Here is a 23,257-nt window from a genome sequence, read left to right as displayed (position 1 = left end):
CAATAAAGCCTGGATGCATTTTGCATCCAGGCTTTATTGTTTTCAGGTCTGGCCGGTATTATGCCGGTTCATTCATCTCGTCAGATGCTATCTGAATGGATGTTTCTGGCTTAAAGTATTGTACCACGGCTTGTGCCTGTTTTAGGTTAACTACCTCCTGCAATTCATCAAGCGTAGCCTCGCGTATTTTTTTAACCGATTTAAAGTATTTTAGTAGCTTTTCGGCAGATAGGCGTCCAATGCCGGGAACCAATTCTAACTCGGTAGCCAGCGTGCCTTTATCTCGCTTTTTGCGGTGGGCCGTAATCCCGAAACGGTGAGCCTCATCACGCAACTGCTGGATAATTTTTAAGCTTTCCGATTTCTTGTCCAGATATAACGGATACTGATCACCTGGGTAATATAGCTCTTCCAAACGCTTGGCTATGCCAATTATAGTGAGCTGTTTTTCGATACCCAACAGCTTCAGGCTCTTTAAGGCTGCTGATAACTGACCTTTGCCACCATCAATAATAACCAATTCCGGTAGGGGCGTGCCCTCATCCAATACCCGCCGATAGCGGCGGTAAACGGCTTCTTCCATGGTAGCAAAGTCGTTTGGCCCCTCTACTGTTTTGACGTTAAAAAAGCGATAATCTTTTTTAGACGGTTTGGCATCTTTAAATACTACGATAGCCGACACCGGATATTTACCCTGAAAGTTAGAGTTATCAAAGCACTCAATATGGCGCGGTAACTGATTCATGCGTAAATCTTTCATCATTTGTGTCAGTAACCTGTCGGTACGCACATCCGGATTTAGCTTTTCATATTGTTCTACTTTATCGCGTTTAAAGAAATGCACGTTCTTTTGCGATAAGTCTAACAGCTTTTTCTTTTCGCCAAGCTTAGGGACGGTAAATTTGATTTTATCGTCTTCCAGCTCTATCTCAAACGGTACAATAATCTCTTTAGACTGGCTGTTATACCGGCTCCTGAACTCAGAGATTGCCAACGTCAGCAACTCTGCCTCCGACTCGTCCAGTTTCTTTTTGAGTTCGAGCGTTTGGGTTTGCGTAATGGTTCCGTTCATTACCTTTAGAAAGTTAACGAAAGCATATTTATCGTCAACCGCTATACTAAATACATCTACATCGGTTATTGACGAGCTTACCACCGTAGATTTACTTTGATAATTGAGTAATAGGTCGTATTTGCGTTTAAGCTTATGGGCCAGCTCAAAATCCATGTCAGACGCGGCGCCTTCCATGTCTGTTTTCAAGTCTTTAACTACATTGCCGATTTTACCATTCAGAATATCCTGAATTTCGGCAATGCTTCGGTTATAATCTTCTTCGGTCTGGTAATGCTGGCAGGGACCTTTGCAGTTGCCTAACTGGTATTCCAGGCAAACTTTAAACTTGCCTGCGTCAATGTTTTGTGGCGTTAGTGCCAGGTTACAGGTACGTAGGGCATACGTTTCGCGTATTACCCCTAAAATGGTATGCATCATGCTTACCGAAGGGTATGGGCCAAGGTATTTGGAACCATCACGAACGATGTTACGCGTCCAGTATATACGCGGAAAATTCTCGTTTTTGATCACTATCCACGGGTAAGTCTTATCATCCTTAAGCAGTACATTATACTTAGGCTTATGCTTTTTAATCAGGCTGTTTTCGAGCAGCCAGGCATCTACCTCGGTATCAACAATGGTAAACGTAATGTTGCGGATCTTTGAAACCAGTACCCTGGTTTTAGCACTCACCTGGTGGTCTTTAACAAAATATGATGATACACGGTTGCGCAGGTCTTTTGCCTTACCAATGTAAATCAGTTCATTGGCATCGTCCCAATATTGGTAAACGCCGGGTTTATGCGGTATTTTCTTTAATGCTTCTTTATAATCGAACATAACACCTTTCTGCTTCTTGCTTAAAGGAAATAAACGTTATTAACACTTGTTAATTAAATAGATATATAACGGCTTTTGTTTAAAATTAATGTGTGGCGGTAATGTAAGATGTTTTTGCAAGTTGTAAGTTTTAAAACATGTGCAATACACTACAAAGCCCCGTCGAAAAGACAGGGCTTTGTAGTGTATATAGCCATCAGTTAAATGCAGAGGCCCGCTTGATTATTAAAATCCAAGCTTGCTGTCTACCTCGGCCGTGCCTTGCTGTTGCTGGGTATAGGCGTTACAATCTAGTGTGATGTCAACGCCGTTTTTAGGCATCGCAAAATCAATATTCTTTTTAACCCCTAAGCCGGCGTTTTCATAAACCTTTTTCATGTATAGGGCAAATATAGGTAGTGCTGTATTAGCGCCCTCACCCAAGCGGGTAGACCTAAAGTGCAAAGCCCTGTCTTCGGCACCTGTCCAAACACCAGTAACCAGTTGCGGTGTAATACCAATAAACCATCCATCCGAGTTATTTTGGGTTGTACCGGTTTTACCGCCTATGGGGTTACGCAAACCATACTTGCTGCGCAGTCGCCAGCCTGTACCTTCGTCAACCACACCTTTAAGCATATAAGTCATTACGTAGGCGGTTTGCGGGTTCATGGCTTGTACCACTCTTGGTTTATGCTCGTATAACAGGTTGCCATTTTTATCTTCAATGCGGAGTAAATAAGTAGGTTCTGTCCATAAACCCTCGTTGGCAAATACGCTGTAGGCGCCGGTCATATCTATAACCGAAGCGTTAAAGGTACCCAGGCATATAGTAGGGTAAGCCGGCACATCACTAGTGATACCCATTTTTTTGATGAGCTGTGCTACCGGTTCGGGAGTCACCTGTTTCATTACGTGAGCGGTTACCCAGTTTTGTGAACGGGCAAGTGCCTTGCGTAAAGTAATCATGCCCGAAACCGTTTCGGATGGGTCAGACCCTGGGCACCACGGTTTACCGTAGCCATAAATGGTATCTGGCACGTTGTTTACCCGCATACAGGGCGAAAAGCCGTTATCAATAGCTACTGCATAGGTAAATGGCTTAGCCGTTGAACCTACCTGACGGGTACCCATTTTTACCTGATCATATTTAAAGTGCTCGTAGTTTATACCGCCTACCCAGGCTTTAACATAACCGGTTGAGGGGTCCATGCTCATCATGGCATTACGAAGGAGCATTTTGCAGTACACAATTGAGTCGATAGGCTTCATAGTCGTGTCAACGTTACCGTGCCAGGTAAATAAATTCATGTTGGCTGGTGTGTTGAAATCCTGTCTAATTTCCTCATCGGTTTTACCTTGCAGGGTTAACGACCGGTAGCGGTCAGATCGCTTCATGCCCTGGTTAAGCAGCATTTGAAAATCGGGTACTGCTTTCCATAAACTGCGGCCGCGCCAGTGCTGAGTAAATTGCTGTTGCAAATCTTTCATGTACGCAGCCTGTGCCTCTTCGGCATATTGCTGCATGGTGTAGTTGATGGTTGTATAAATCCTTAAGCCGTCGCGGTCTAAATCATAAGGCGTACCGTCAGATTTACGCATATCCTGATCGGTAAGTATTTTTTGAACATCTTTTTTAAGTACCGAACGGAAGTAGGTAGCCAAACCCTCGTTGTGGTCGGTGGGGTGGAAGCTTAAACCCAGCGGTTTGCTCTTAAACTCTTCGGCCTGCCCTTCGCTCAAATAGTTTTCTTCGGCCATGCGGCGTAAAACAAAATTACGACGGTTGATTGCATTGTCGGGGTGACGTATGGGTGAGTAAACGCCCGGCCCATTAACCATACCCACCAGTAAAGCCGCCTGATCGGGGGTTAATTTAGCGGGGGTGGTATTGAAGTAAGTACGCGCAGCCGATTTAATTCCAAAAGTATTGTAAGCGCCAAAATCGACTGTATTTAAGTACATGGTCAAAATTTCTTCTTTGGTATAATTGCGTTCCAGCCTAACCGCTATAATCCACTCCTGTAATTTTTGTTTAACACGGGTAAGCCTATCGTGCGAACGCTCGGAGAAAAGATTTAAAGCCAGTTGCTGGGTAATAGTACTGCCACCCTGCTTCTTGCCAATCAGGTTGTAAAAAATGATGGTAAAGGCACGGCCAAAATCAATACCCGAGTGGTTCATAAAACGGTTATCTTCAGTAGCAATCAGCGCATGGATAACGTTGGGCGATATTTCTTTGTAAGTAACGTTAGATCGGTTTTGCACATAATAAGTGCCTAATACGTGATTATCTGACGTTAAAATTTCGGAAGCCTGGTTGCTTTTAGGATTTTCCAGATCGCGGAAAGAGGGCAGGGGGCCAAAAGCGCCAAAAGCGGTAAGTGCGATAATGACGATAAATATAGCTAAAAAGCCCAAAGCTATCTTCCAGATAAGGGCATTATAACTGCGTATTTCGGGAACAGTAAGTTTAACAGACATGTACTAAAAGTTTTGTTGGTAGTACTCTACGTAGCTATCCAGTAATTTTCGGTCGGCTAATTTATCCAGATTTTCTTGAGTGATGATAAAAAAGCTGTATTTATCGGCAGGCACCTTCATGATTTGCGGTAACAGAGGTACTATTTTACGAGCATAATCTTTAGCCTCGTTAAGACTTTTAAAACGTCCGACATATATTAACTGATTCTCGGTGCCTACCGATTTTAACTGATGTTTGATCGGACTGTTTTGATAAGTGGTGCGGTTAAACTGGCCTACACCAAACCTCGACGAGGCTAAATTAGTGCTCCCGCTGCTTACATTAATGGCAAAATAATAGTTGGTGCTGTCGCGGTTGTTAAAAATTGACGGCTTAATCGCAGGCACCGGTGCCGCTGATTGCACTTTAACCGGTGGAGGCGCTGGTTTTTGTACCGGAATGCTTGGTTGAGGTGGTTTAACCTCTGCTACCGGGCTTTGCAACACCGGCTTGTTAACAGGTGCTTTAACTGCCGGAACCTTCGCCGGTTTAACAGCGGCAATTTGTACCGCAGGAGCTGCTTGTTTTTGCACCGGTTCGGGCACAAAGGCTGCAGCATTTGGATCGCTGTCAATAATGGCAAAGGGGCGGGCAGCCATTTCGGCCTGGTTAGCATCCATATAAGCGAGGTGCTGTTTTACCAGTGGTGTAATCAAAGCATCAGCAGGATAGCGAGACGTGATCTGCAGGAGTTCGTCCCTGAAAGGGGCTGCTTTTTCCTGGTGACCGGCTGCAATAGCCCGCAGGTACGCTATCTGCGGGGCCAATCCGCTTTCGGGATACTGTTTTAGCAATTCGTCTGCACGGGTAATTACCTGCCCGTATTGTTTTTGGGTATATTGGTCGTACAGCTGATTATAAAATGAGCTCAGCTCAGCATCTTTATCACCCATGCGGCGGGTATAATCCGGGTCGGTAATTACTTTGGCAAAAATGCTGTTGGGGTATTGAGATAAAATGAGGCTCTGATACTTTTCTGATTTAGCCTTATCCACATCAGCATACAGCCGGTACAAATTGTAGTAATCGGCAGCCAGGTTCTCATCTTTTGGAAAACGCCTGATTAATTCTTCATAAACAGCTATGGCCTCAGGCTTGTCATCCAGTACATCCCGGTAAAACGCGGCTAAATCAAGGTAGGCATTATAAATACGCTGATTAGATTGGGCCAGCAATTCGGGCGTAACCGGAATACTTTGTATCAGTTGCTGGCGATAGGCAGAAGCCGCTACATCGGCAGTGCTTTTTTGCATAGGGCCGGGCAGCACACTTGGGTCTACATTTTGTGTCGTGTTTAAAGTGTTAATGGTAACGTCGCTATTGTACCTCACACTGCGGCGCCAATTATCTTCTAATTTACGGTTGCCCCAGCGGCGTTTAAAATCAGTGAACCCCTGACTAACGGCACCGGCATTGTCAAAATAAAAACCACTGCCCGGAGCGGATGTGTTACTACCAATAACGTTGCTGCCATTGTCAGACTGCACTGGCAACGCAGCAGTGTTGCTAACGGCAATAGTGGCAATGTTGATGTTAGATGGTGGCAGTGCCTGGCTGCGGGTCATGGTTTCAATACGTTGCGCACGTTCCTGCTCACTTAGTTTTGCCAAGGCTTGTAAAGTATCTTCATGAGCAATTATTTGCAGGCGATCAGCCAGTAGTTGCAGGTTATCTGCCTTTTTTTGGATAATTAAATAGCCAGGGTAGCGCGTAGGAAGGTATAGCAGCGTGCTATCGTAATATTTTTTGGCGGCTACATAGTCGGCCTGTATTTTAAATTTGATATCGGCCAGCCGTAAAAAGCTCAATGCTTTTTGAGTTTGGTTTTTAACACTGTTTTTAACAGACAGGTTATAGTTTTTGATGGCTTCGTCGGTTTGCCGGTCATTGATGGCCAGTTCGCCCAGCTGATAGTAAATCTGGTCGGTAAACTCCTCGTTGTTTTCGTTGCGTAACAGGCTGCGCAGGCGATCGGCACGATTAATATGCCGTCCGGCTTGCTGGTCGTCAATACGGATACGGTTAAGTTCGGCGTTAAAGGCCATTACAAACGGCGCATTACTTTTCACTACACGGGTGTAATTAATATACGCGTCCGTAGTATTGCGGGTAAGTTCTTGCAGCTGGGCCATAATAAACGTAAGCCTGAGGCGCTGCTGCGTTTGCGTGCTGAAGTTTACTGCCTTTGCCGCCATATCAACCGCTTCGGGGTATTTTTTAGCGGCTATATAGTACTGCGTGGCTGCTGCATATATATAGCCCGTTTGTGCCTTGTTTTTGGGATTGACATTTAATAAAGCAGAATCAAGTAACCGTTGCGCCTGCCTCAACTCATTTAAATAAACCAGCGAGCGGATCTGCCAGGCCCTTGCTTCCTGGGTCAACTCTTTATCTGCAGCATAGGTACGGCTTACATAGCCAAAGTATTCAATAGCATTGTAATAGTCGGCGTTTAAATGGGCGGCCTTGCCTAACAATAAATAAGCGTCACCCACATAATGGCTTTGTTCTTTAGTGCTGATAATGGTATTAGCTTTGGCAACTACCGCTTGCAAATCTTTGTCGCCTGTAGCCAGGTGCGAAGCTGTATCTTGGTATACGCTCAGTACCTGGTCATAATCATCAATAAAAGCAACGGCGTAATCTTCCTGCTTTTGTCGCAAAATTTCGCTTGCGTTAAATAATATGTTATACCGGGCAGTGAGGTTTTGCAGGCCGCGGTTTACGGCGCTTTCTTTTTCGAGCGAACATCCGGCTATACAAGCCCCCAGTACAATCCCAACCAGTAATTTAAAAGAGTATTTCAACACTAAACCTGTATTACAAAAAGCTTGGCTAATTTACTAAATACTATGCAAGGTGTTTTGTAAATTTGCACTACTATATATAAGCGCTACTTATCAAACTTATATTAATGAGCAAGCCGACCAATGATTATATCAAGTATACGGGAATAGCTTTCCAAATGATTGTTATTATCGGCGTATTATCATTTATAGGGTACGAGATTGATAAGCGTGCTGCACATGAAACGCCTTGGGTTACGGCTGCCTTGTCTTTAGCAGGTGTATTTATATCGCTGTACCTGGTCATCAAATCGGTTAAAGATTGAAAAGATATTTCATCGCCTTTGGCTTAGCCACCATTGTTATTGCATTACCTCCAGCTTTAATTACTTACTCAGAAAAAAATGAGTGGCTTATTCCGGGTTTCTGGCTCATATTCCAGTTTTTTTCGTCGCTCACTTTTTTAATTAGCCTTGCGGTAATATGGGCGCAACATAAAAATGGTACCTTAGGCGGACAAGTGTTTTTAGGCGCAACTACTTTCAAGCTGCTTCTGTGCATGACTGTAGCCCTTATTTACCTGCACAAATACAAGGTTAACGACGTTGTTTTTGTTCTCAATTATTTTTATCTGTATTTCTTGTATACCGCCTTTGAAATTTACAGTTTGTTGAGTAACTTGCGCGTCCAAAATAAAACGTAAAAATCTCCCAATTAATGGATTTTAGGCACATTTTGAACTCAAAAAAAATTATCCTCCGCGTAATTTTAGGTGTTCTTTTTACACTAACAGTGTGTAACACTTTTGCTATACAGCACGAAAATGAGCCCGTAGAGGCTAAAAATGCAGAACAGGAGGCCTTTAATCCAACTACTGCAATTCTGGAACACATTGCCGACTCGCATTACTGGCATGTAGGTGGCGAGTTGTCTATCCCGCTGCCAATCATTCTTTTTACTGATAAAGGAATGGAGGATTTCTCGGGCGGTAATTTTCACCACGGGCACGAAGCTTACCAGGGCAAGTATTACACTTACAAGCTTATCGAAGATAAAATTCGTGTAGTAAACGCTGCCGGCGAAGTGGATAAAGAAGCTTCGAGTCATATCTACGATTTTTCGATTACCAAAAATGTGCTGGCCATGTGGTTAGCCGGGATTATATTATTTGTTATATTTTTTACTGTAGCTGCTTCTTATAAAAAGCGCAAAGGCAAAGCGCCAAAAGGTTTGCAGTCTTTCATCGAGCCGGTAATTATGTTTGTGCGTGATGAAATTGCACGTCCTAATATTGGTTACCGCTATGAGCGTTACATGCCTATTTTGTTAACCATTTTCTTCTTTATCTGGATTAACAACCTGTTGGGCTTAATTCCGGTATTTCCGGGTGGCGCTAACGTAACCGGTAATATACTGCTAACGTTTGTAATGGCGTTTATTGTATTGCTGGTTGTTAATTTCAGCGCTAACAAATATTACTGGAAACACATTTTTATGCCGCCGGTGCCAGTTTGGTTATATCCAATTATGATTCCGGTAGAGTTAATCGGTGTAATTTCCCGTCCGTTTGCATTGATGATCCGTTTGTATGCAAACATTTCTGCTGGTCACATTATCGTATTGAGCTTAATCTCATTGATATTTATCTTTAAAACCCTTTGGATTGCTCCGGTATCTATCCTGTTTGTGTTATTCATGGATGTGTTAGAGTTGCTGGTTGCGTTTCTGCAGGCGTTTATCTTTACGATGCTTACCGCGCTGTTTATTGGTACAGCGGTAGAGGAGCATCATCATTAATCGTAAATAATTATACACTATATTTAACTTTTAAATTTTTACAAACATGACTGGAAGTATTGCTGCATTAGGTGCAGGTTTAGCGGTTATCGGTGCAGGTATCGGTATCGGTCAGGTAGGTGGCAAAGCCATGGAAGGTATTGCTCGTCAGCCTGAAGCTTCTTCAAAAATTCAAACTGCTATGATTATCGCTGCGGCCCTTATCGAGGGTGTTGCGCTGTTCGGTGTAGTAGTTGCACTGTTAGGTAAATAAATTTACCTAACCCAAAAGATAAGTAACCTTGCTTGCAGCGGTTGGCTGCAGGCAAGGTTCTTACTAAAAGTTAAAGAGTGTTAGTTTAGCTATTTAAAATATAAATGGAACAATTATTCGAAGGTTTATTAAATGATCATTTAGGCTTTGTAGTTTGGGCTGCGGTAGCTTTTATTATTCTGTTAATCTTATTGGCAAAATTTGCCTGGACGCCCATCATGACCGCTATTAGCGAGCGTGAACGTTCAATAGAGGATGCTTTGTTAAAAGCCGAAGCTGCTAAAGAAGAAATGGCTCGTTTAACTAACGAAAATGAGCAGTTATTAAAAGAAGCCCGTGCCGAGCGTGACTTGATTTTACGCGAAGCCCGCCAGCTAAAAGATCAGATTATTAACGAAGCTAAATCTGCCGCCAACGTTGAAGGTGCACGCATGATTGAAAATGCCCGTTTAGAAATAAACAGCTTAAAAGCAGTAGCGATGTCTGATGTTAAAAATCAGGTAGCTACATTATCGGTTGAGATTGCTGAGAAAATTTTACGCAAGCAGTTTGCCGACCAACAGGCACAAGACCAATTGGTAGCCGATTTATTAAAAGAAGTAAAGATAAAATAAAGTTAGTGCTTAGCTTTATAGCTATCACCAATCAAACCATATGTCAGAAATAACAGTTGCATACCGTTACGCCAAATCGCTGATTGACTTAGCTTTGGAGAATAATACCTTTGAGGCTACTAAAGAGGATATGGCATTTTTTGTGCAAACTTTAAAATCCAGCACCGAATTGCAGGCAGTATTAAAAAACCCTATTGTTTCGCATGATAGGAAAGTAAAGGTACTACAGGCAATTTTTGGAGGTAAAGTGAGTGCAAGCACGGAAGCTTTTTTTAAAATCATGGTAAATAAAAGCCGTGCAGGCATATTATATCCCACTGCACAAGAATTTGTGAACCAGTACGATATTAAGAAAGGCATTGTTAAAGCCAGTGTAATTTCGGCTGCACCATTGTCTGAAGCTAACAAGCAGGTGATTATTAACGAGGTTAAACGTTTGGGCGGTAATGATGTGCAATTGCAAACTAAAGTTGATGCATCGCTGATTGGAGGCTTTGTTTTAAACGTAGGCGACAGGCAGATAGACACATCAGTATCCACCAGTTTGCAAAAACTTAAAAAGGAATTTGCTCAAAAGGTGGTTTAAAAATTTATAGACACTTATACTAAAAATAGAAAATTAAAATGGTAGAGGTTAGACCAGACGAAGTATCGGCCATCCTGCGTCAGCAGTTGTCGGGCTTTAAGTCAGAATCTGAATTAGAAGAAGTGGGTACCGTGCTTCAGGTAGGTGACGGTATTGCCCGCGTTTATGGCTTAACAAAAGTACAATACGGTGAGTTAGTTGAATTTGAAAACGGCTTACAGGGTATCGTACTTAACCTTGAAGAAGACAACGTTGGTATCGTGTTACTGGGTCAGTATGACATGGTAAAAGAAGGTGATACCATTAAACGTACCAACAAAATTGCTTCGTTAAAAGCAGGTGAAGGTATGTTAGGTCGTGTGGTTAATACTTTGGGTGAGCCCATTGATGGTAAAGGCCCGATCACTGGTCCTACTTATGATATGCCTTTAGAGCGTAAAGCTCCGGGTGTAATCTACCGTCAGCCGGTAACTGAGCCTCTACAAACTGGTATCAAAGCTATCGATGCGATGATTCCGATTGGTCGTGGCCAGCGTGAGTTGGTTATTGGTGACCGTCAGGTTGGTAAAACTGCGGTTTGTATTGATACTATTATCAACCAGAAAGAATTTTATGAAGCCGGCCAGCCGGTTATCTGTATATATGTTGCCTGTGGCCAGAAAGCTTCTACCGTAGCTAACATTGTTCGTACGTTAGAAGAGAATGGTGCTATGGCTTACTCAATTGTAGTAGCTGCTAACGCATCAGATCCTGCGCCAATGCAGTTCTTTGCGCCATTTGCGGGTGCTGCTATCGGCGAGTTCTTCCGTGATACCGGTCGTCCGGCATTAATCATCTATGATGATTTGTCAAAACAAGCGGTAGCTTACCGTGAAGTATCTTTGTTACTGCGTCGCCCACCGGGCCGTGAGGCTTATCCTGGTGACGTATTTTATCTGCACAGCCGTTTACTGGAACGTGCCGCTAAAATCAACGCTAATGATGAGATTGCTGCACAGATGAACGATTTGCCGGAGTCTATCAGACCATTGGTAAAAGGTGGTGGCTCGTTAACAGCCTTACCAATCATCGAAACTCAGGCTGGTGACGTTTCTGCTTACATCCCGACTAACGTAATTTCTATTACAGACGGTCAGATATTCCTGGAATCTAACCTGTTTAACGCGGGTGTTCGTCCGGCTATTAACGTAGGTATTTCAGTATCCCGTGTAGGTGGTAATGCGCAAATCAAATCGATGAAAAAAGTTGCCGGTACCTTAAAGCTTGATCAGGCTCAGTATCGCGAGTTAGAGGCTTTCTCTAAATTTGGTTCGGATCTGGACGCATCGACTAAAAATGTAATTGATAAAGGTGCCCGTAACGTAGAGATCCTTAAACAGGGTCAGTACTCTCCGGTATCTGTTGAAAAGCAAGTGGCTATCATTTACATCGGTACTAAAAACCTGATGCGTAATGTGCCGATTAATAAAGTAAGAGAGTTTGAAAGTGAGTTCACCAGCCAGTTAGAGTTGCGCCACCCTGAAGTGCTTGCCGCCCTTAAAGCAGGTAAATTTGACGACCAGCTGACTGGTGTACTTGAAAAAGTAGCCAAAGAGCTTACTGGAAAATATTAATATTTTAGTACTAAGTACTTAGTATTAAGTAACAAGTATCATATACCAAGACAGCAAGGTCTGAAGTACATGATACTTGATACTCGATACTTGATACAAATAACGAATGGCTAATTTAAAAGAAGTAAGAAACCGTATTGCATCTGTAAACTCAACACAGCAGATCACCAAAGCCATGAAGATGGTTTCGGCAGCCAAGCTGAAAAGAGCTACCAATGCTATCGTACAGTTGCGCCCGTATGCTACCAAGTTGAAAGAAATGCTGGCTAACTTATCTGCCAGTATTGAAGACGGCGCTTCTCCATTTTTGCAGGAGCGTGAACCGGTACGTGTGCTGATTGTGGTAGTATCATCAAACAGGGGTTTGGCGGGTGCTTTCAATACCAATGCTATTAAAATGGCAAACAGCCTGATTGCTGACAAGTACAGTGACCAGTTTGCTGCCGGTAACGTATCGGTGGTTGCTATTGGCCGCAAAGCTCAAGATTACTTCGTTAAGCGTAAATACAACGTAATCGGAGATAACAATGAAGTTTATAATGATTTAAACTTTATCAATGTATCTAAGATTACCGAAAGTATTATGCAGGGTTTTATCAACGGTGATTATGACCGTGTTGAGATTGTGTATAATCACTTTAAAAATGCTGCCATGCAGATGTTGGTAACTGAGCAATTACTGCCTGTACCTAAAGCAGAAGGCGAGCAAACTAAAGCTTCGGCATCTGAGCAGGTGGATTATATTTTAGAGCCATCGCAAAAAGATATTGTTGAACAGCTGATACCTAAAAATATCAAAATTCAATTGTACCGTGCAGTGTTGGATTCTAATGCATCAGAACACGGTGCAAGGATGACAGCGATGGATAAAGCAACTGAAAACGCAGGCGAGTTATTGAAAGCGTTAAAGTTGTCATATAACCAGGCACGTCAGGCAGCTATTACTACCGAGCTTACCGAAATTGTAAGCGGTGCAGCAGCCTTATCAAACGGATAATTATAAACTTGAATATATTGATTAAAGCCGGACGCTCGTCCGGCTTTTTTGTTTGGCGGCCGTTTGATGCGCTGCTTCGCTTGTTTTCTGGTATGTAACAAGTTTGGTACAATGGGATCGGCAAGGTTACTTTTAAGCCTGCCGCGGTATCAATAATAAAACCTTTAAACTTTAATGTTATGAAAATGAGTAACTTATTGCTGCTCCTGGCCGTGCTTTGCCTTTTTGCAGCTTGTAAAGGCCGTGGTAGTTATGAGTCGGAGTTAAACAAGCAGACGGCTGATTCTGCGAATACAGTTTCGTTAGACTCAATGGGAGCAAAATTAGTCAAAACTGCTCAAGTAGATATGAAGGTAAAAGATGCGGCCAAGGTAAGCGAAGAGATTGTACGACTCACTACAGTAAATTACCACGGTATGGTGATGAATCATCATTTACAATCAGAGGAATTAAGAAGTGAGGATATGAAGCTAAGCGGAGATTCGTTGCAGCGTGTAACCGTTTATCATACTACGGCTGCCATGACGGTGAAAGTGCCGCCTGCAGCATTAAACCAGTTTATGAGCGATGTAAGCAAATTGAGCCTGCACGTAAATGTAAGGCGAATGGACATTGAAGATAAAACGTTTGATTATCTTACATTTCAACTATACCAAAATAACCGTAAGGATTTGGCCGACCAACAAAAGGCAGGTAAAGTTAAGTTTAAAGATCCAACATCTGTATTGAGCGTAAACGATGATCTGGCTAACGAGAAAGTGAACAATGTGCGCATTAACCACGCCATCCTATATAGCGTAGTTGATTTAGCTTTAACTCAAAACAACACCGTAAGTATCGAACATATTGCCAACGATGACCCTACGGTTTATCAGATTCCTTTTTTGCAGCGCATGGCTTTTGCGTTAAGCAATGGTTGGTCAATTTTTGCCGATTTTATTATTGGAATCAGTAACCTGTGGGTTTTACTGTTATTGGGAGCGGTGGTATGGCTTTTATTAAAGTATTACAAAGTTAAATTAATAACCGCAGTAAAATCTATTTAAAAATTGAAAGCTCATGCCGGTTATTAGTTAAACATTTATATTTTTGCGGCAACAAAATTTGGAATCACTATGGACTCAATGCAAAAAGCAAATTCAGTAAATATATATGTAATTATCACTGCTGCTGTTCTTCTTGGCACAGCAGGTGTGTTCTTTCGTTTTTTGGATGAGATCTTTGGTCACGGATTTATCTTCACCAGCGTATCTAATATTATTTTAATTATTGGTATTCTGGTTGCATTAAAAGGCGTGTTTGCTATCTTAAAATCGTAGTTAATTCGATAAACACATATAAAAATGCAAAAAGGCTTCTGAAGTTTCAGAGGCCTTTTTGCATTTGGTTCAATTAGTAAGCGCTATTTAGGATGATAGGCAGCCTCATTTAAAATTAGCTGTGCATCCTTGATGGCTAATAATTGGGCCGGACTAACGTCAGGATGTTTTATTAAGTATTGGCGTACAATCTGCCAGCCTGTCCAAACCGCCAGTTTAGGTGCAGATTCGCTGCGTTCGCCTAAACCTGGGGTAAATGGAGCTTCGTTAAAATACTTTTGAATTTTGGGGTAGTCTGTTTCGTAAAGCAGGCTTTCATTTAAAAAATATCCCCAAATATTTCCTTCAAAGGCCTGGCACCATTCCATCTGCCGGGTGGTGTATCCAATTTTAGTGCTGTCGGGCACATGGGGCAGCAAGCGGTCCATCAGGCACATCACTTTACCTTCATAAATCATTTTTTCTAATAACGATTTTTCATCACTCTCCGGCGCAGTGTCTTCACGTATAATACCTTCTATAATACGCGGTACCATATTGTCGGGTGTAAAACGTCGGGATAAATATTGCGGATAGGTATTGATAAGCGCCGGGTAAAATTTAGATTTAGCACCTAAAAACATATCCAGGCCTACGCCGAAGTAACCGTTGCCCACACTGGTTTGTACCTGGAAGCCCGACAGGTACGCATATACTTTAGGCAGTTGCTGTTTAGGGAAATAGTATTTTGCCCGCTTAAAGGCATCCGTTAAATCCTTCTCCTGGTTGTTAAGGTCAGGAAAAACTGAATCAACCTCGTGTTTCAGATCCTGGTAGGGTTTGCTGCTGAGTATGCTCCGGACGTTGGTAAAGTAGGCTGTATCCTTTACCGATCCGGCTTCGATAATATGTTCTACAAAATCGGTATAAAAGGCGCCATATTTATGCTGTAGTGTTGTTGCTTTATTTTGCATGGGCTGCGTTCGCAGTTGGTCAAAGTCATGATCAAAGCGCTCAATATGTACTTCGAGCTTGATGTTGCTTAGGTCAATATCTTTTTTATCCTGCCGGCAGGATGCAGCCAGCATTACCGTTAAAAAAAGCGCACAAAAATGTTTTACTTTGCTTGCGTAGAGTCTCGTCATATATACCTTCAACAAAAATATTGTTTTTGGGTTGCAATAATTAGTTACAAAACTTCTAATCATTATAACTATGAAAATAGCGCTGGCACAGCTTAATTACCATATTGGTAACTTCGAATCTAATACAGCAAAAATTATAGACAGTATTAATACGGCACGCAGCAACGGAGCCGACTTAGTGGTGTTTGCCGAATTATGTATAAGTGGCTACCCGGCCCGCGACTTTTTAGAATTTAAAGAGTTTATTGGCCTGTGCGAACAGTCGGCACAGCAAATTGCTGCCGTTTGTACCGATATAGCCTGCATTATTGGTATACCTGCACCTAATAAACACAAAAGCAAAGGTGGAAAAGACTTGCATAACTCAGCTTACTTTATAGCTGATGGTAAGGTATTACAGGTAGTAAACAAGGCTTTGTTGCCAAATTACGATGTGTTTGATGAGTACCGGTACTTTGAGCCCGAAACTCAATTTGCTTGTGTAGAATATAAAGGCCGCCGTATTGCACTCACTATTTGTGAGGACCTATGGAACACTATTGAAAATCCGTTATACATAACACGGCCGATGGATGAGCTGATTAAGCAGCAGCCAGAGGTGATGATTAATATAGCCGCTTCGCCGTTTGCCTACAACCATGACGAAGAGCGGATACAAATATTAGGCGATAATGCTAAACACTACAAGCTGCCCTTGTTATATGTAAACCACGTGGGTGCCCAAACCGAAATTATATTTGATGGCGGCTCGCTGGTGTTTGATAACACCGGCAAGTTGGTAGACGAAATGCCTTATTTTAAAGAGGCTTTGGCGTATTATACGTTAAATGATGATGCATCGATCACGCCCAACCAGCCGGTTACACTAAAAGAGCAGCGCCAAAGCGATATTGAGCAGATTTATGAGGGCTTGATTTTAGGTATCCGCGATTATTTTAAAAAGTCAGGATTCAGTAAGGCCACTTTAGGTTTATCCGGCGGTATCGACTCGGCCATAGTAGCAGCCTTGGCCGTAGATGCTTTGGGGGCCGAAAATGTGATGGGTGTGTTATTGCCATCCAAATTCTCTACTGGGCATTCAGTGTCTGATGCAGAAGCATTAGTAAAAAACCTAGGTTGTAAATCAGAAACTATTGCGATTAAAGGCATCACCGATGCGTTTGAAGAAGCACTACACCCGCAATTTCAAGGCCTACCTTTTAATATTGCCGAAGAAAACCTGCAGGCCCGTAGCCGGGCGGTGCTGTTGATGGCCATGTGTAATAAATTTGGTTACATCTTACTAAATACCAGCAACAAAAGTGAGGCTGCCGTAGGCTACGGTACGCTCTACGGCGATATGTGCGGCGGTATATCCGTATTGGGTGATGTTTATAAAACGCAGGTCTATCAATTGGCACGTTACATAAACCGCGACCGGGAGGTTATACCTGAAAATACCATCAGCAAACCACCATCTGCAGAATTACGTCCTGATCAGAAAGATTCTGACTCGTTACCAGATTACGACACTTTGGATACCATTTTGGTAGAATATATTGAATATCGCTTATCGTCTGCCGAAATTATTCAGTTAGGCTACGATGAGGCAACAGTGCGACGCGTAATTAAACTGGTAAATACCGCTGAGCATAAACGCTACCAAACGCCGCCTATTTTACGTGTTTCGCCTAAAGCATTTGGCATGGGTAGGCGCATGCCGATTGTGGGTAAATATTTGTCATGATGTACGGCTGACGAAACCACAGCTGACCATTTTTTTAATATTTAATATACAGATAAGCCCCGGCCGTTTCACATCGCTGGGGCTTACGCTATTTAAGAATTAGAAAACGGTTAGAATGTGGTTGTTACAGCATTTTTTACATAAACAATTTGCTATTTGCGTTACTTATATAATCACTGTTTAAAATTGGTGTTTATGAAAAAGTTGATTATATATAGCCTTACCATCCTGGTGGTTGGATTGATAGCATCCTGCTCTCGGTATTCCTATTACTCGGTGGGCAGCAACAGCGCATCTTTAAACCGTTATCATACGTTTGCCTGGCTTCCGCCGGTTAAGCAAACTCGCAACGTGGCCTATAATAGTGACATTGCCGACCAGCGCATACATGAATCGGCCACCGCACAGTTAGAAAGCAAGGGGCTGATGCTAAGAGGTAAGCGACCCGATTTGCTGGCCCGTTACATGGTAATGGTAGATGAGAAAGAACGGATATACGACCAGCCGGCTTATAATTATGTAGGTGGTGGCTACTATCCGCGATTTGGCGGCTTTTACGGTGGGCGCCGGGCTTACTACTATGCTTACAGCGCTCCGTTCCCCGTTTATGTGGGTAATGATGTGCAGCGGGTGCCTTATAAAGAAGGTACGCTGGTAATTGACTTGATTGACCGGAAGAGTGGTAAAGTAATATGGCGGGGCTATGGCATCGGAGAGGTTGACAACCCGGCACAGGCAGTTAATGATATACCCAAAGTAGTAGAAGGTATACTGAGCAAATTGCCCCTTAATAAAGTAAAGTAAAAAATAATTTTAAACACATTAAACCTTGGCGTTAAACATTGTCTAATATTATAATCAAAAAACATCATGAACAAATTGCTTAATATAGGGCTTATGCTGGTTATCATCACAGCATTATCAGCCTGCGGTACCGGCTATAGGTATTATACCGCCGGTAACGATGAGATTAGTTTACGGCAGTACAAATCGTTTACTTTTGCACCTACGCTTAGGCAGCGTAAGCCGGATGGACCGCTGAATGATAAGCGCGATTTAGGTAACCGGTTAAATTACGTGAATAACAACCGTTATTATAACAACCCGCAAGCCATGCAAAAAATAAAGGATGCTACTATAAGCAGCCTGCAGAGCAAAGGCTTGAGTTTACAGGATGGCAATGCCGATTTAACCGTGCGCTATGCAACTTTGGTTGACCGGGGTACACGTACCAGCTATTACACCCCTTATTATGGTGGCTTTTACGGATGGGGCCTTGGCTGGGGCTGGGGATACCGTTTTAGTCCGTTTATGTACGGTGGCTGGGGTGGACCAGGTTGGGGAGGTTACGGCTACCCTTCACAAGAACACTTTAAAGAAGGTGTGCTTTCTATTGAGCTGATAGACAACCGTACCCAGGAACCGGTATGGATTGGTTACGGCAGCGGCGAATTGAGTCGTGATCCGCAGAGAGTGATTGCTCAACTACCGAAAATTGTTGAAGATATTTTTAAAAGATTACCTGTAACTAATAACTAACGTTACAGCGTTGATGATAGTGAAAAAGGGTATGCCTGTTTATGGTATACCCTTTTTGCATTTATAGTGGCTGACGACAAATAATAAATATCAATTAAGATTGTATTGCTACTAAAAAGGCGCATTAACCGTAATAGTAACGTCACGATGAGTCATTTCATTAAGTGTTATAGCGATAAGGTTAAGAATGCCCGTTGCATCAGTTTCGGCGGCAAACAGTTTACCATTTTCTTTAATAAATACAGAATAATTACCGGCAGGTAAATAGGCTTTGTAACGCCCTTCGATATTGCTGGTGGTTTTGAGTATGAGCTGGGTATTCACTTTATCAAAAAGCGGTGTACTTCCCTGGGTTTGCTGTAAGGATGTTGCCTGATAAATATAAACTTCGCGCTTTACCCCACGCTTATTGCTGTTGGTTGGTTTACCTTTCATGGGCATCTGATTGCCGGATAACTCATAGATGTAGCCTTCAACACCCTGTCGGGCATTTGGTACGTCGGCGGTTTTTATAGTTTTACAAGATACTGTTGCTACGATTACAAATGCCAATATCATAATGAAATAAGATGTTGAAAACTTAGCTTTAAACATACAGGTAGTTAAATAACGGATGGTTACAGGTAGTACAAACGTTTAGCCACAAATGTTACCGGATATTATTTAAATTACACAATATTTGCCGGGTAAAACCTAACGGCAATCACAATATGATGGGCAGTAACCTTCCTGGAAAAACAATAATACTCAGCTTTTTACTCTCTATATCGGTTTTGAGCGTCTTAGCACAAAAAGCATTGGTAACCAGCGCACAAAAGTCCAGCCTTGACGAGATGGCTGCCCGTCTCGTTACCACTTATAGCGTTGATTATCAAAAAGCATTGAGTATTGCTCCGCAAAAAAATTGGTTTACCCGCAAGCAAAATCAGGATGGCAGTTTACTTGCCCTGCAAAGAGTAACTGCATTAGGCTTTCCTATTTATTACAGAACTTACAACAATACCACAGCCGCTGCTACCACACGCACCAATACTGTACAACCGGGAGGCAATCTGGGGCTCAATTTATCCGGATCAAGCACTTTGTTAAATAGCCGGCTGGCGATGTGGGATGGTGGCTCGGTGTACACTGCTCATCAGGAATTTGCCGGCAAAACTATTACCCTGCGCAATACTGCCGCTGCAGTTGACCAACATGCTACCCACGTGGCAGGTACACTAATAGCGAAAGGTGTTTATGCACCTGCGAAAGGGATGGCATTTAACGCGGCAACACTGCAATCGTACGACTTTAATAATGACATTGCCGAAATAACAGCGGCCGCTTCAGGCTTACTGCTCTCCAACCATTCCTATGGCGTACTGGCTGGCTGGAATTATGACGACAGTCAGTCGCGGTGGGAGTGGTACGGTAACCCTACAGATACGGTTGATTACAAGTTTGGCTATTACGACAGTGAGTCGAGAAGCGTAGACCAGGTGTCGGTAAATGCGCCAAATTATCTGATTGTTACCGCAGCAGGCAACAGCCGTGCTTACAATGGCCCTGCCGTTGGGCAAACCTACTATGGGTATGATGCTAATGGTACCCTGGTTAGCAAGGTACGGGGTAACAACATCAGCAGTAACAACAGTTACGATATTATACCTGGGTTTGCCGTGGCCAAAAACGTGCTTACAGTAGGAGCCATTAATCAATTGCCTTATGGGCCAACGTCTCGCGGCTCGGTTACGGTGAGCTCGTTTAGCGGTTTAGGCCCTACCGATGACGGACGTATTAAGCCCGACATTTGCGGCGACGGTGATGCGGTATTATCCACCGGGAGTAATAGCCCAACATCTTATTTAACGTTATCAGGCACTTCGATGTCTACTCCAAATGTGACAGGGTCATTGTATTTACTGCAAGAACTTTGGGCGCAACGTAACAGTGGTGCATTTATGCGTTCGGCAACTTTAAAGGCACTGGTATGCCATACGGCTTTTGATGCTGGTAATACAGGGCCGGATTATGTTTTTGGCTGGGGGGTATTAGATATGAGTAAAGCTGCGCAGGCTATTGTTGACCGTGGCAGCAAAAGCATCGTGAGTGAAAATACGCTAAATCAGGGACAAATTTTTAATGCAGGTACCATTATTGCGTCGGGCAATGGCCCGTTGGTAGCTACTATTGCCTGGATTGACCCACCGGCTGCTGTTGCACCCGATGGCACCGTGAATGACCGTACGGTTAAATTGATTAACGATCTGGATATCGTAGTTTCTGATGGTACTGATACCTATAATGCCTGGGTGCTTAACCCGCTTACCCCCGGCGTTGCAGCAACACGTGGTAATAACATTCGCGATAACGTAGAGCAGGTATACATCGAAAACGCCATTCCGGGTAAACAATATACCATTACTGTAACCCATAAAGGCACACTTCAGGGTGGATCTCAAGCTTTTTCGCTGGTAATTACCGGCATAGGCGGAGTGGCCTACTGTGTATCATCTCCTGTTTCTAATGCCGACTCGCGGGTTAACAACCTTACGCTGGCTAACATCAACAATACACCAGCATCGGGTTGCACCTCGTATAGCAACTATACATCGCTTACTGCTTTGCTGGAGCAAGGACGCAATTATCCGTTCAGTATTACATTGGGCACTTGCGGCGGCAATTTTAACAAGCGGGCCAAAATTTTTATAGACTGGAACAGCGACGGTACTTTTGACCCTGTAAATGAATTAGCAGCTACTACCGGCATCATTAACGCAACGGGAACCTATAACGGTAACATTGTGGTACCGGCTTCGGTAGTGCCTGGTAATTATAGTTTAATGCGGGTGGTGCTAACAGAAACCGATGATGCATCGGCTATAACGCCTTGCGGTAATTACAATAAAGGTGAAACGCAGGATTACCGTGTTCAGTTTTTACTGCCTACCCGCGATGTTGGACCTATTGCTGTAAGCAACAGTGCTATTGGAGGAGGTTGTGCAGGTAACTCGAGGATAAGTGTGCGCCTTAAAAATTTTGGCACTGCCGATGTAAGCAATATTCCTGTAACAGTCACCATTACACCCGCCAACGGCGGACCGGTAACTACCATTACTGAAACTTATACCGGAATACTGACCCAGTTTGCTGAGGATGATTTTGTGCTGAATGGCACCTACACCACGGTAGCCGGTGCATCATACACATTAACAGCTACCACCAATTTATCTAATGATATGGTTGCCGGTAATAACCAGGTGACGGCCTCGGTAGTAATAGGTTCGGTACCTGTACCCACCAATTTGGTGGCTGCCTATTGCGACGACAGTAAGCAATATTTACTGTCGGGCTCGGGCGATGGAAACTTGCTATGGTATACTACAGCTACCGGCGGAGTGCCTGTAGCTGCCGGGCAAAGTGCGTTTACTAATGTTGCGCCTGTTAACAATCTTTATTATGCAGGAATTGGTGATTTTAGTGCCACGGTTGGGCCTGCTACCAAAAGTGCCTTTAGCGGTACCTATGGGCAATTCACACCATCGGTTAGGGTAGTTACTAAAACACCGGTAATGATTCAAAGTGCCAGATTGTATATCGGTAATTCGGGACGCCTTACGTTTACGGTAACCAATGCCAACGGCCAAGAAGTGTCACGTAACACAATCAATGTAACAGCTACCCGTAACCCGCCGGCAGCCGGCGCGCAAGCCGATGACCTAACCGACCAAGGCCAAGTGTATAATTTAAACCTGCTGTTACCTGCTGCCGGCACTTATTTAATCAACGTTTCGTACGCCAACGGTGCAACCCTTTACCGCAGTAATGGTAACGTAACCGGCTACCCATTCGGGAATAGTATATTTAGTATTATTGGCAATAATGCCACCTCGGCCACTGCTCCGTCTGACACCACGGCTTACCGCAGTTTTTATTATTATTTTTACAACATGCAGGTTACCAGCGCCGGTTGTGCCTCTGCAACCAGGGTTCTGGTAAGCGTAATCAGTCCTATAATTACGCAAAACGGAAATACGCTGGTATCTAATTTTACTACTTACAATCAATGGTACCTAAATGATGTATTAATTGCCGGCGCTACAGGCCAAACCTATGTTCCTACAAAAAGCGGAAACTATCAGTTAAAAAATACACTGGTTTCGGGCTGCACAGCGGTATCACCGGTTTACACCTTTATAAAAGCCGACGCCGTAACCAGTACGCCTACCGAAATAAAGCTGTCGGTGTATCCTGTGCCGGCCAGCACAGATTTGCATGTCACCTTTGTTAGCCCTGCAGCTGATAACCTGACTATATCCATAGTGAGTATGTTGGGCAAAGTAGTTTACACCAATAATAATGGCAGGATACCCGAAGGCAATTACAGTACAGGGTTTAGTGTTGCCGGTTTGCTGCCGGGCAATTATGTTTTAAAGCTGCAAATAGGTTCTAAAGTATACACGGCTAAAATTATTGTGATAAAATAAGATAAGTTTAAAGCGGCTATGATACTTTGAATTGTGGCTG

19 protein-coding genes are annotated in these 23,257 nt (G+C 43.2%); 14 read left to right on the top strand and 5 right to left on the bottom strand.

Features of this window, described 5'->3' with window-relative positions; translation table 11 throughout:
• Nucleotides 1–58: 58 nt before the first annotated feature.
• The 3 genes from uvrC to AAGR14_RS18790 form a co-directional block, all read right to left on the bottom strand.
• Nucleotides 59–1,894 carry an excinuclease ABC subunit UvrC gene (gene uvrC / locus AAGR14_RS18800; RefSeq protein ID WP_342645780.1) on the bottom strand — a complete coding sequence of 612 codons (1,836 nt, stop codon included), beginning with the start codon at nt 1,892–1,894 and terminating at the stop codon, nt 59–61.
• Nucleotides 1,895–2,119: 225 nt separating this feature from the next.
• A complete protein-coding gene (locus AAGR14_RS18795; protein WP_342645779.1) occupies nt 2,120–4,357 on the bottom strand; it encodes a transglycosylase domain-containing protein in 2,238 nt (745 codons plus the stop codon).
• A 3-nt stretch (nt 4,358–4,360) separates the two neighbouring features.
• On the bottom strand, nt 4,361–7,207 hold the full coding sequence (locus tag AAGR14_RS18790; RefSeq protein ID WP_342645778.1) for a hypothetical protein: 2,847 nt from the start codon (nt 7,205–7,207) through the stop codon (nt 4,361–4,363).
• Nucleotides 7,208–7,311: 104 nt separating this feature from the next.
• Here AAGR14_RS18790 and AAGR14_RS18785 point away from each other — a divergent pair, with 104 nt between their 5' ends.
• The 10 genes from AAGR14_RS18785 to AAGR14_RS18740 all read left to right on the top strand — a co-directional run bounded on the left by AAGR14_RS18785 (nt 7,312) and on the right by AAGR14_RS18740 (nt 14,362).
• The gene (locus AAGR14_RS18785; protein ID WP_342645777.1) at nt 7,312–7,509 is read left to right on the top strand and encodes an AtpZ/AtpI family protein; all 198 of its coding nucleotides are present in this window, start codon (nt 7,312–7,314) and stop codon (nt 7,507–7,509) included.
• A complete protein-coding gene (locus AAGR14_RS18780) occupies nt 7,506–7,886 on the top strand; it encodes a hypothetical protein (protein ID WP_342645776.1) in 381 nt (126 codons plus the stop codon). The genes AAGR14_RS18785 and AAGR14_RS18780 overlap by 4 nt, the downstream gene beginning before the upstream one ends.
• An 89-nt stretch (nt 7,887–7,975) precedes the next feature.
• Entirely contained in the window at nt 7,976–8,980 is a 1,005-nt protein-coding gene (atpB, locus tag AAGR14_RS18775; protein WP_342645775.1) for a F0F1 ATP synthase subunit A, read from the top strand.
• Between the two features lie 46 nt (nt 8,981–9,026).
• Nucleotides 9,027–9,233, top strand: a complete 207-nt coding sequence (atpE, locus tag AAGR14_RS18770; RefSeq protein WP_157540113.1) for an ATP synthase F0 subunit C — start codon at nt 9,027–9,029, stop codon at nt 9,231–9,233.
• A gap of 104 nt (nt 9,234–9,337) precedes the next feature.
• On the top strand, nt 9,338–9,847 hold the full coding sequence (gene atpF, locus AAGR14_RS18765) for a F0F1 ATP synthase subunit B (RefSeq protein WP_342645774.1): 510 nt from the start codon (nt 9,338–9,340) through the stop codon (nt 9,845–9,847).
• A 40-nt stretch (nt 9,848–9,887) separates the two neighbouring features.
• Nucleotides 9,888–10,433 (top strand): ATP synthase F1 subunit delta, encoded by a 546-nt coding sequence (atpH, locus tag AAGR14_RS18760; RefSeq protein WP_342645773.1) that lies wholly within the window; start codon nt 9,888–9,890, stop codon nt 10,431–10,433.
• A 38-nt stretch (nt 10,434–10,471) separates the two neighbouring features.
• On the top strand, nt 10,472–12,046 hold the full coding sequence (atpA, locus tag AAGR14_RS18755) for a F0F1 ATP synthase subunit alpha (RefSeq protein ID WP_342645772.1): 1,575 nt from the start codon (nt 10,472–10,474) through the stop codon (nt 12,044–12,046).
• A gap of 106 nt (nt 12,047–12,152) precedes the next feature.
• On the top strand, nt 12,153–13,043 hold the full coding sequence (gene atpG, locus AAGR14_RS18750) for an ATP synthase F1 subunit gamma (RefSeq protein WP_342645771.1): 891 nt from the start codon (nt 12,153–12,155) through the stop codon (nt 13,041–13,043).
• A gap of 179 nt (nt 13,044–13,222) precedes the next feature.
• Nucleotides 13,223–14,089 (top strand): DUF4349 domain-containing protein, encoded by an 867-nt coding sequence (locus AAGR14_RS18745; protein WP_342645770.1) that lies wholly within the window; start codon nt 13,223–13,225, stop codon nt 14,087–14,089.
• Nucleotides 14,090–14,158: 69 nt separating this feature from the next.
• On the top strand, nt 14,159–14,362 hold the full coding sequence (locus tag AAGR14_RS18740) for a hypothetical protein (protein WP_342645769.1): 204 nt from the start codon (nt 14,159–14,161) through the stop codon (nt 14,360–14,362).
• A gap of 83 nt (nt 14,363–14,445) precedes the next feature.
• Here the strand turns inward: AAGR14_RS18740 and AAGR14_RS18735 are convergent, their stop codons facing one another.
• The gene (locus tag AAGR14_RS18735; RefSeq protein WP_342645768.1) at nt 14,446–15,486 is read right to left on the bottom strand and encodes a gliding motility lipoprotein GldB; all 1,041 of its coding nucleotides are present in this window, start codon (nt 15,484–15,486) and stop codon (nt 14,446–14,448) included.
• 70 nt (nt 15,487–15,556) lie between these two features.
• Here AAGR14_RS18735 and AAGR14_RS18730 point away from each other — a divergent pair, with 70 nt between their 5' ends.
• The 3 genes from AAGR14_RS18730 (at nt 15,557) to AAGR14_RS18720 (ending at nt 18,751) form a co-directional block, all read left to right on the top strand.
• On the top strand, nt 15,557–17,212 hold the full coding sequence (locus AAGR14_RS18730) for an NAD+ synthase (RefSeq protein WP_342645767.1): 1,656 nt from the start codon (nt 15,557–15,559) through the stop codon (nt 17,210–17,212).
• 195 nt (nt 17,213–17,407) lie between these two features.
• Nucleotides 17,408–18,016 carry a DUF4136 domain-containing protein gene (locus AAGR14_RS18725; protein WP_342645766.1) on the top strand — a complete coding sequence of 203 codons (609 nt, stop codon included), beginning with the start codon at nt 17,408–17,410 and terminating at the stop codon, nt 18,014–18,016.
• A 66-nt stretch (nt 18,017–18,082) separates the two neighbouring features.
• Complete coding sequence (locus tag AAGR14_RS18720) at nt 18,083–18,751, top strand: DUF4136 domain-containing protein (protein WP_342645765.1); 669 nt, start codon at nt 18,083–18,085, stop codon at nt 18,749–18,751.
• Between the two features lie 111 nt (nt 18,752–18,862).
• On the opposite strand, the gene AAGR14_RS18715 is transcribed toward AAGR14_RS18720, so the two are convergent.
• Nucleotides 18,863–19,309 (bottom strand): hypothetical protein, encoded by a 447-nt coding sequence (locus tag AAGR14_RS18715; RefSeq protein WP_342645764.1) that lies wholly within the window; start codon nt 19,307–19,309, stop codon nt 18,863–18,865.
• Nucleotides 19,310–19,461: 152 nt separating this feature from the next.
• Here AAGR14_RS18715 and AAGR14_RS18710 point away from each other — a divergent pair, with 152 nt between their 5' ends.
• Nucleotides 19,462–23,217, top strand: coding sequence for a S8 family serine peptidase (locus tag AAGR14_RS18710; RefSeq protein ID WP_342645763.1), 3,756 nt, complete (start codon nt 19,462–19,464; stop codon nt 23,215–23,217).
• Nucleotides 23,218–23,257: the final 40 nt, after the last annotated feature.

Source organism: Mucilaginibacter sp. CSA2-8R, assembly GCF_038806765.1.
Taxonomy (GTDB): Bacteria; Bacteroidota; Bacteroidia; order Sphingobacteriales; family Sphingobacteriaceae; genus Mucilaginibacter.
Note: the sequence above shows the minus strand (reverse complement) of the source record. Positions and strands in the feature narration are given on the sequence as shown.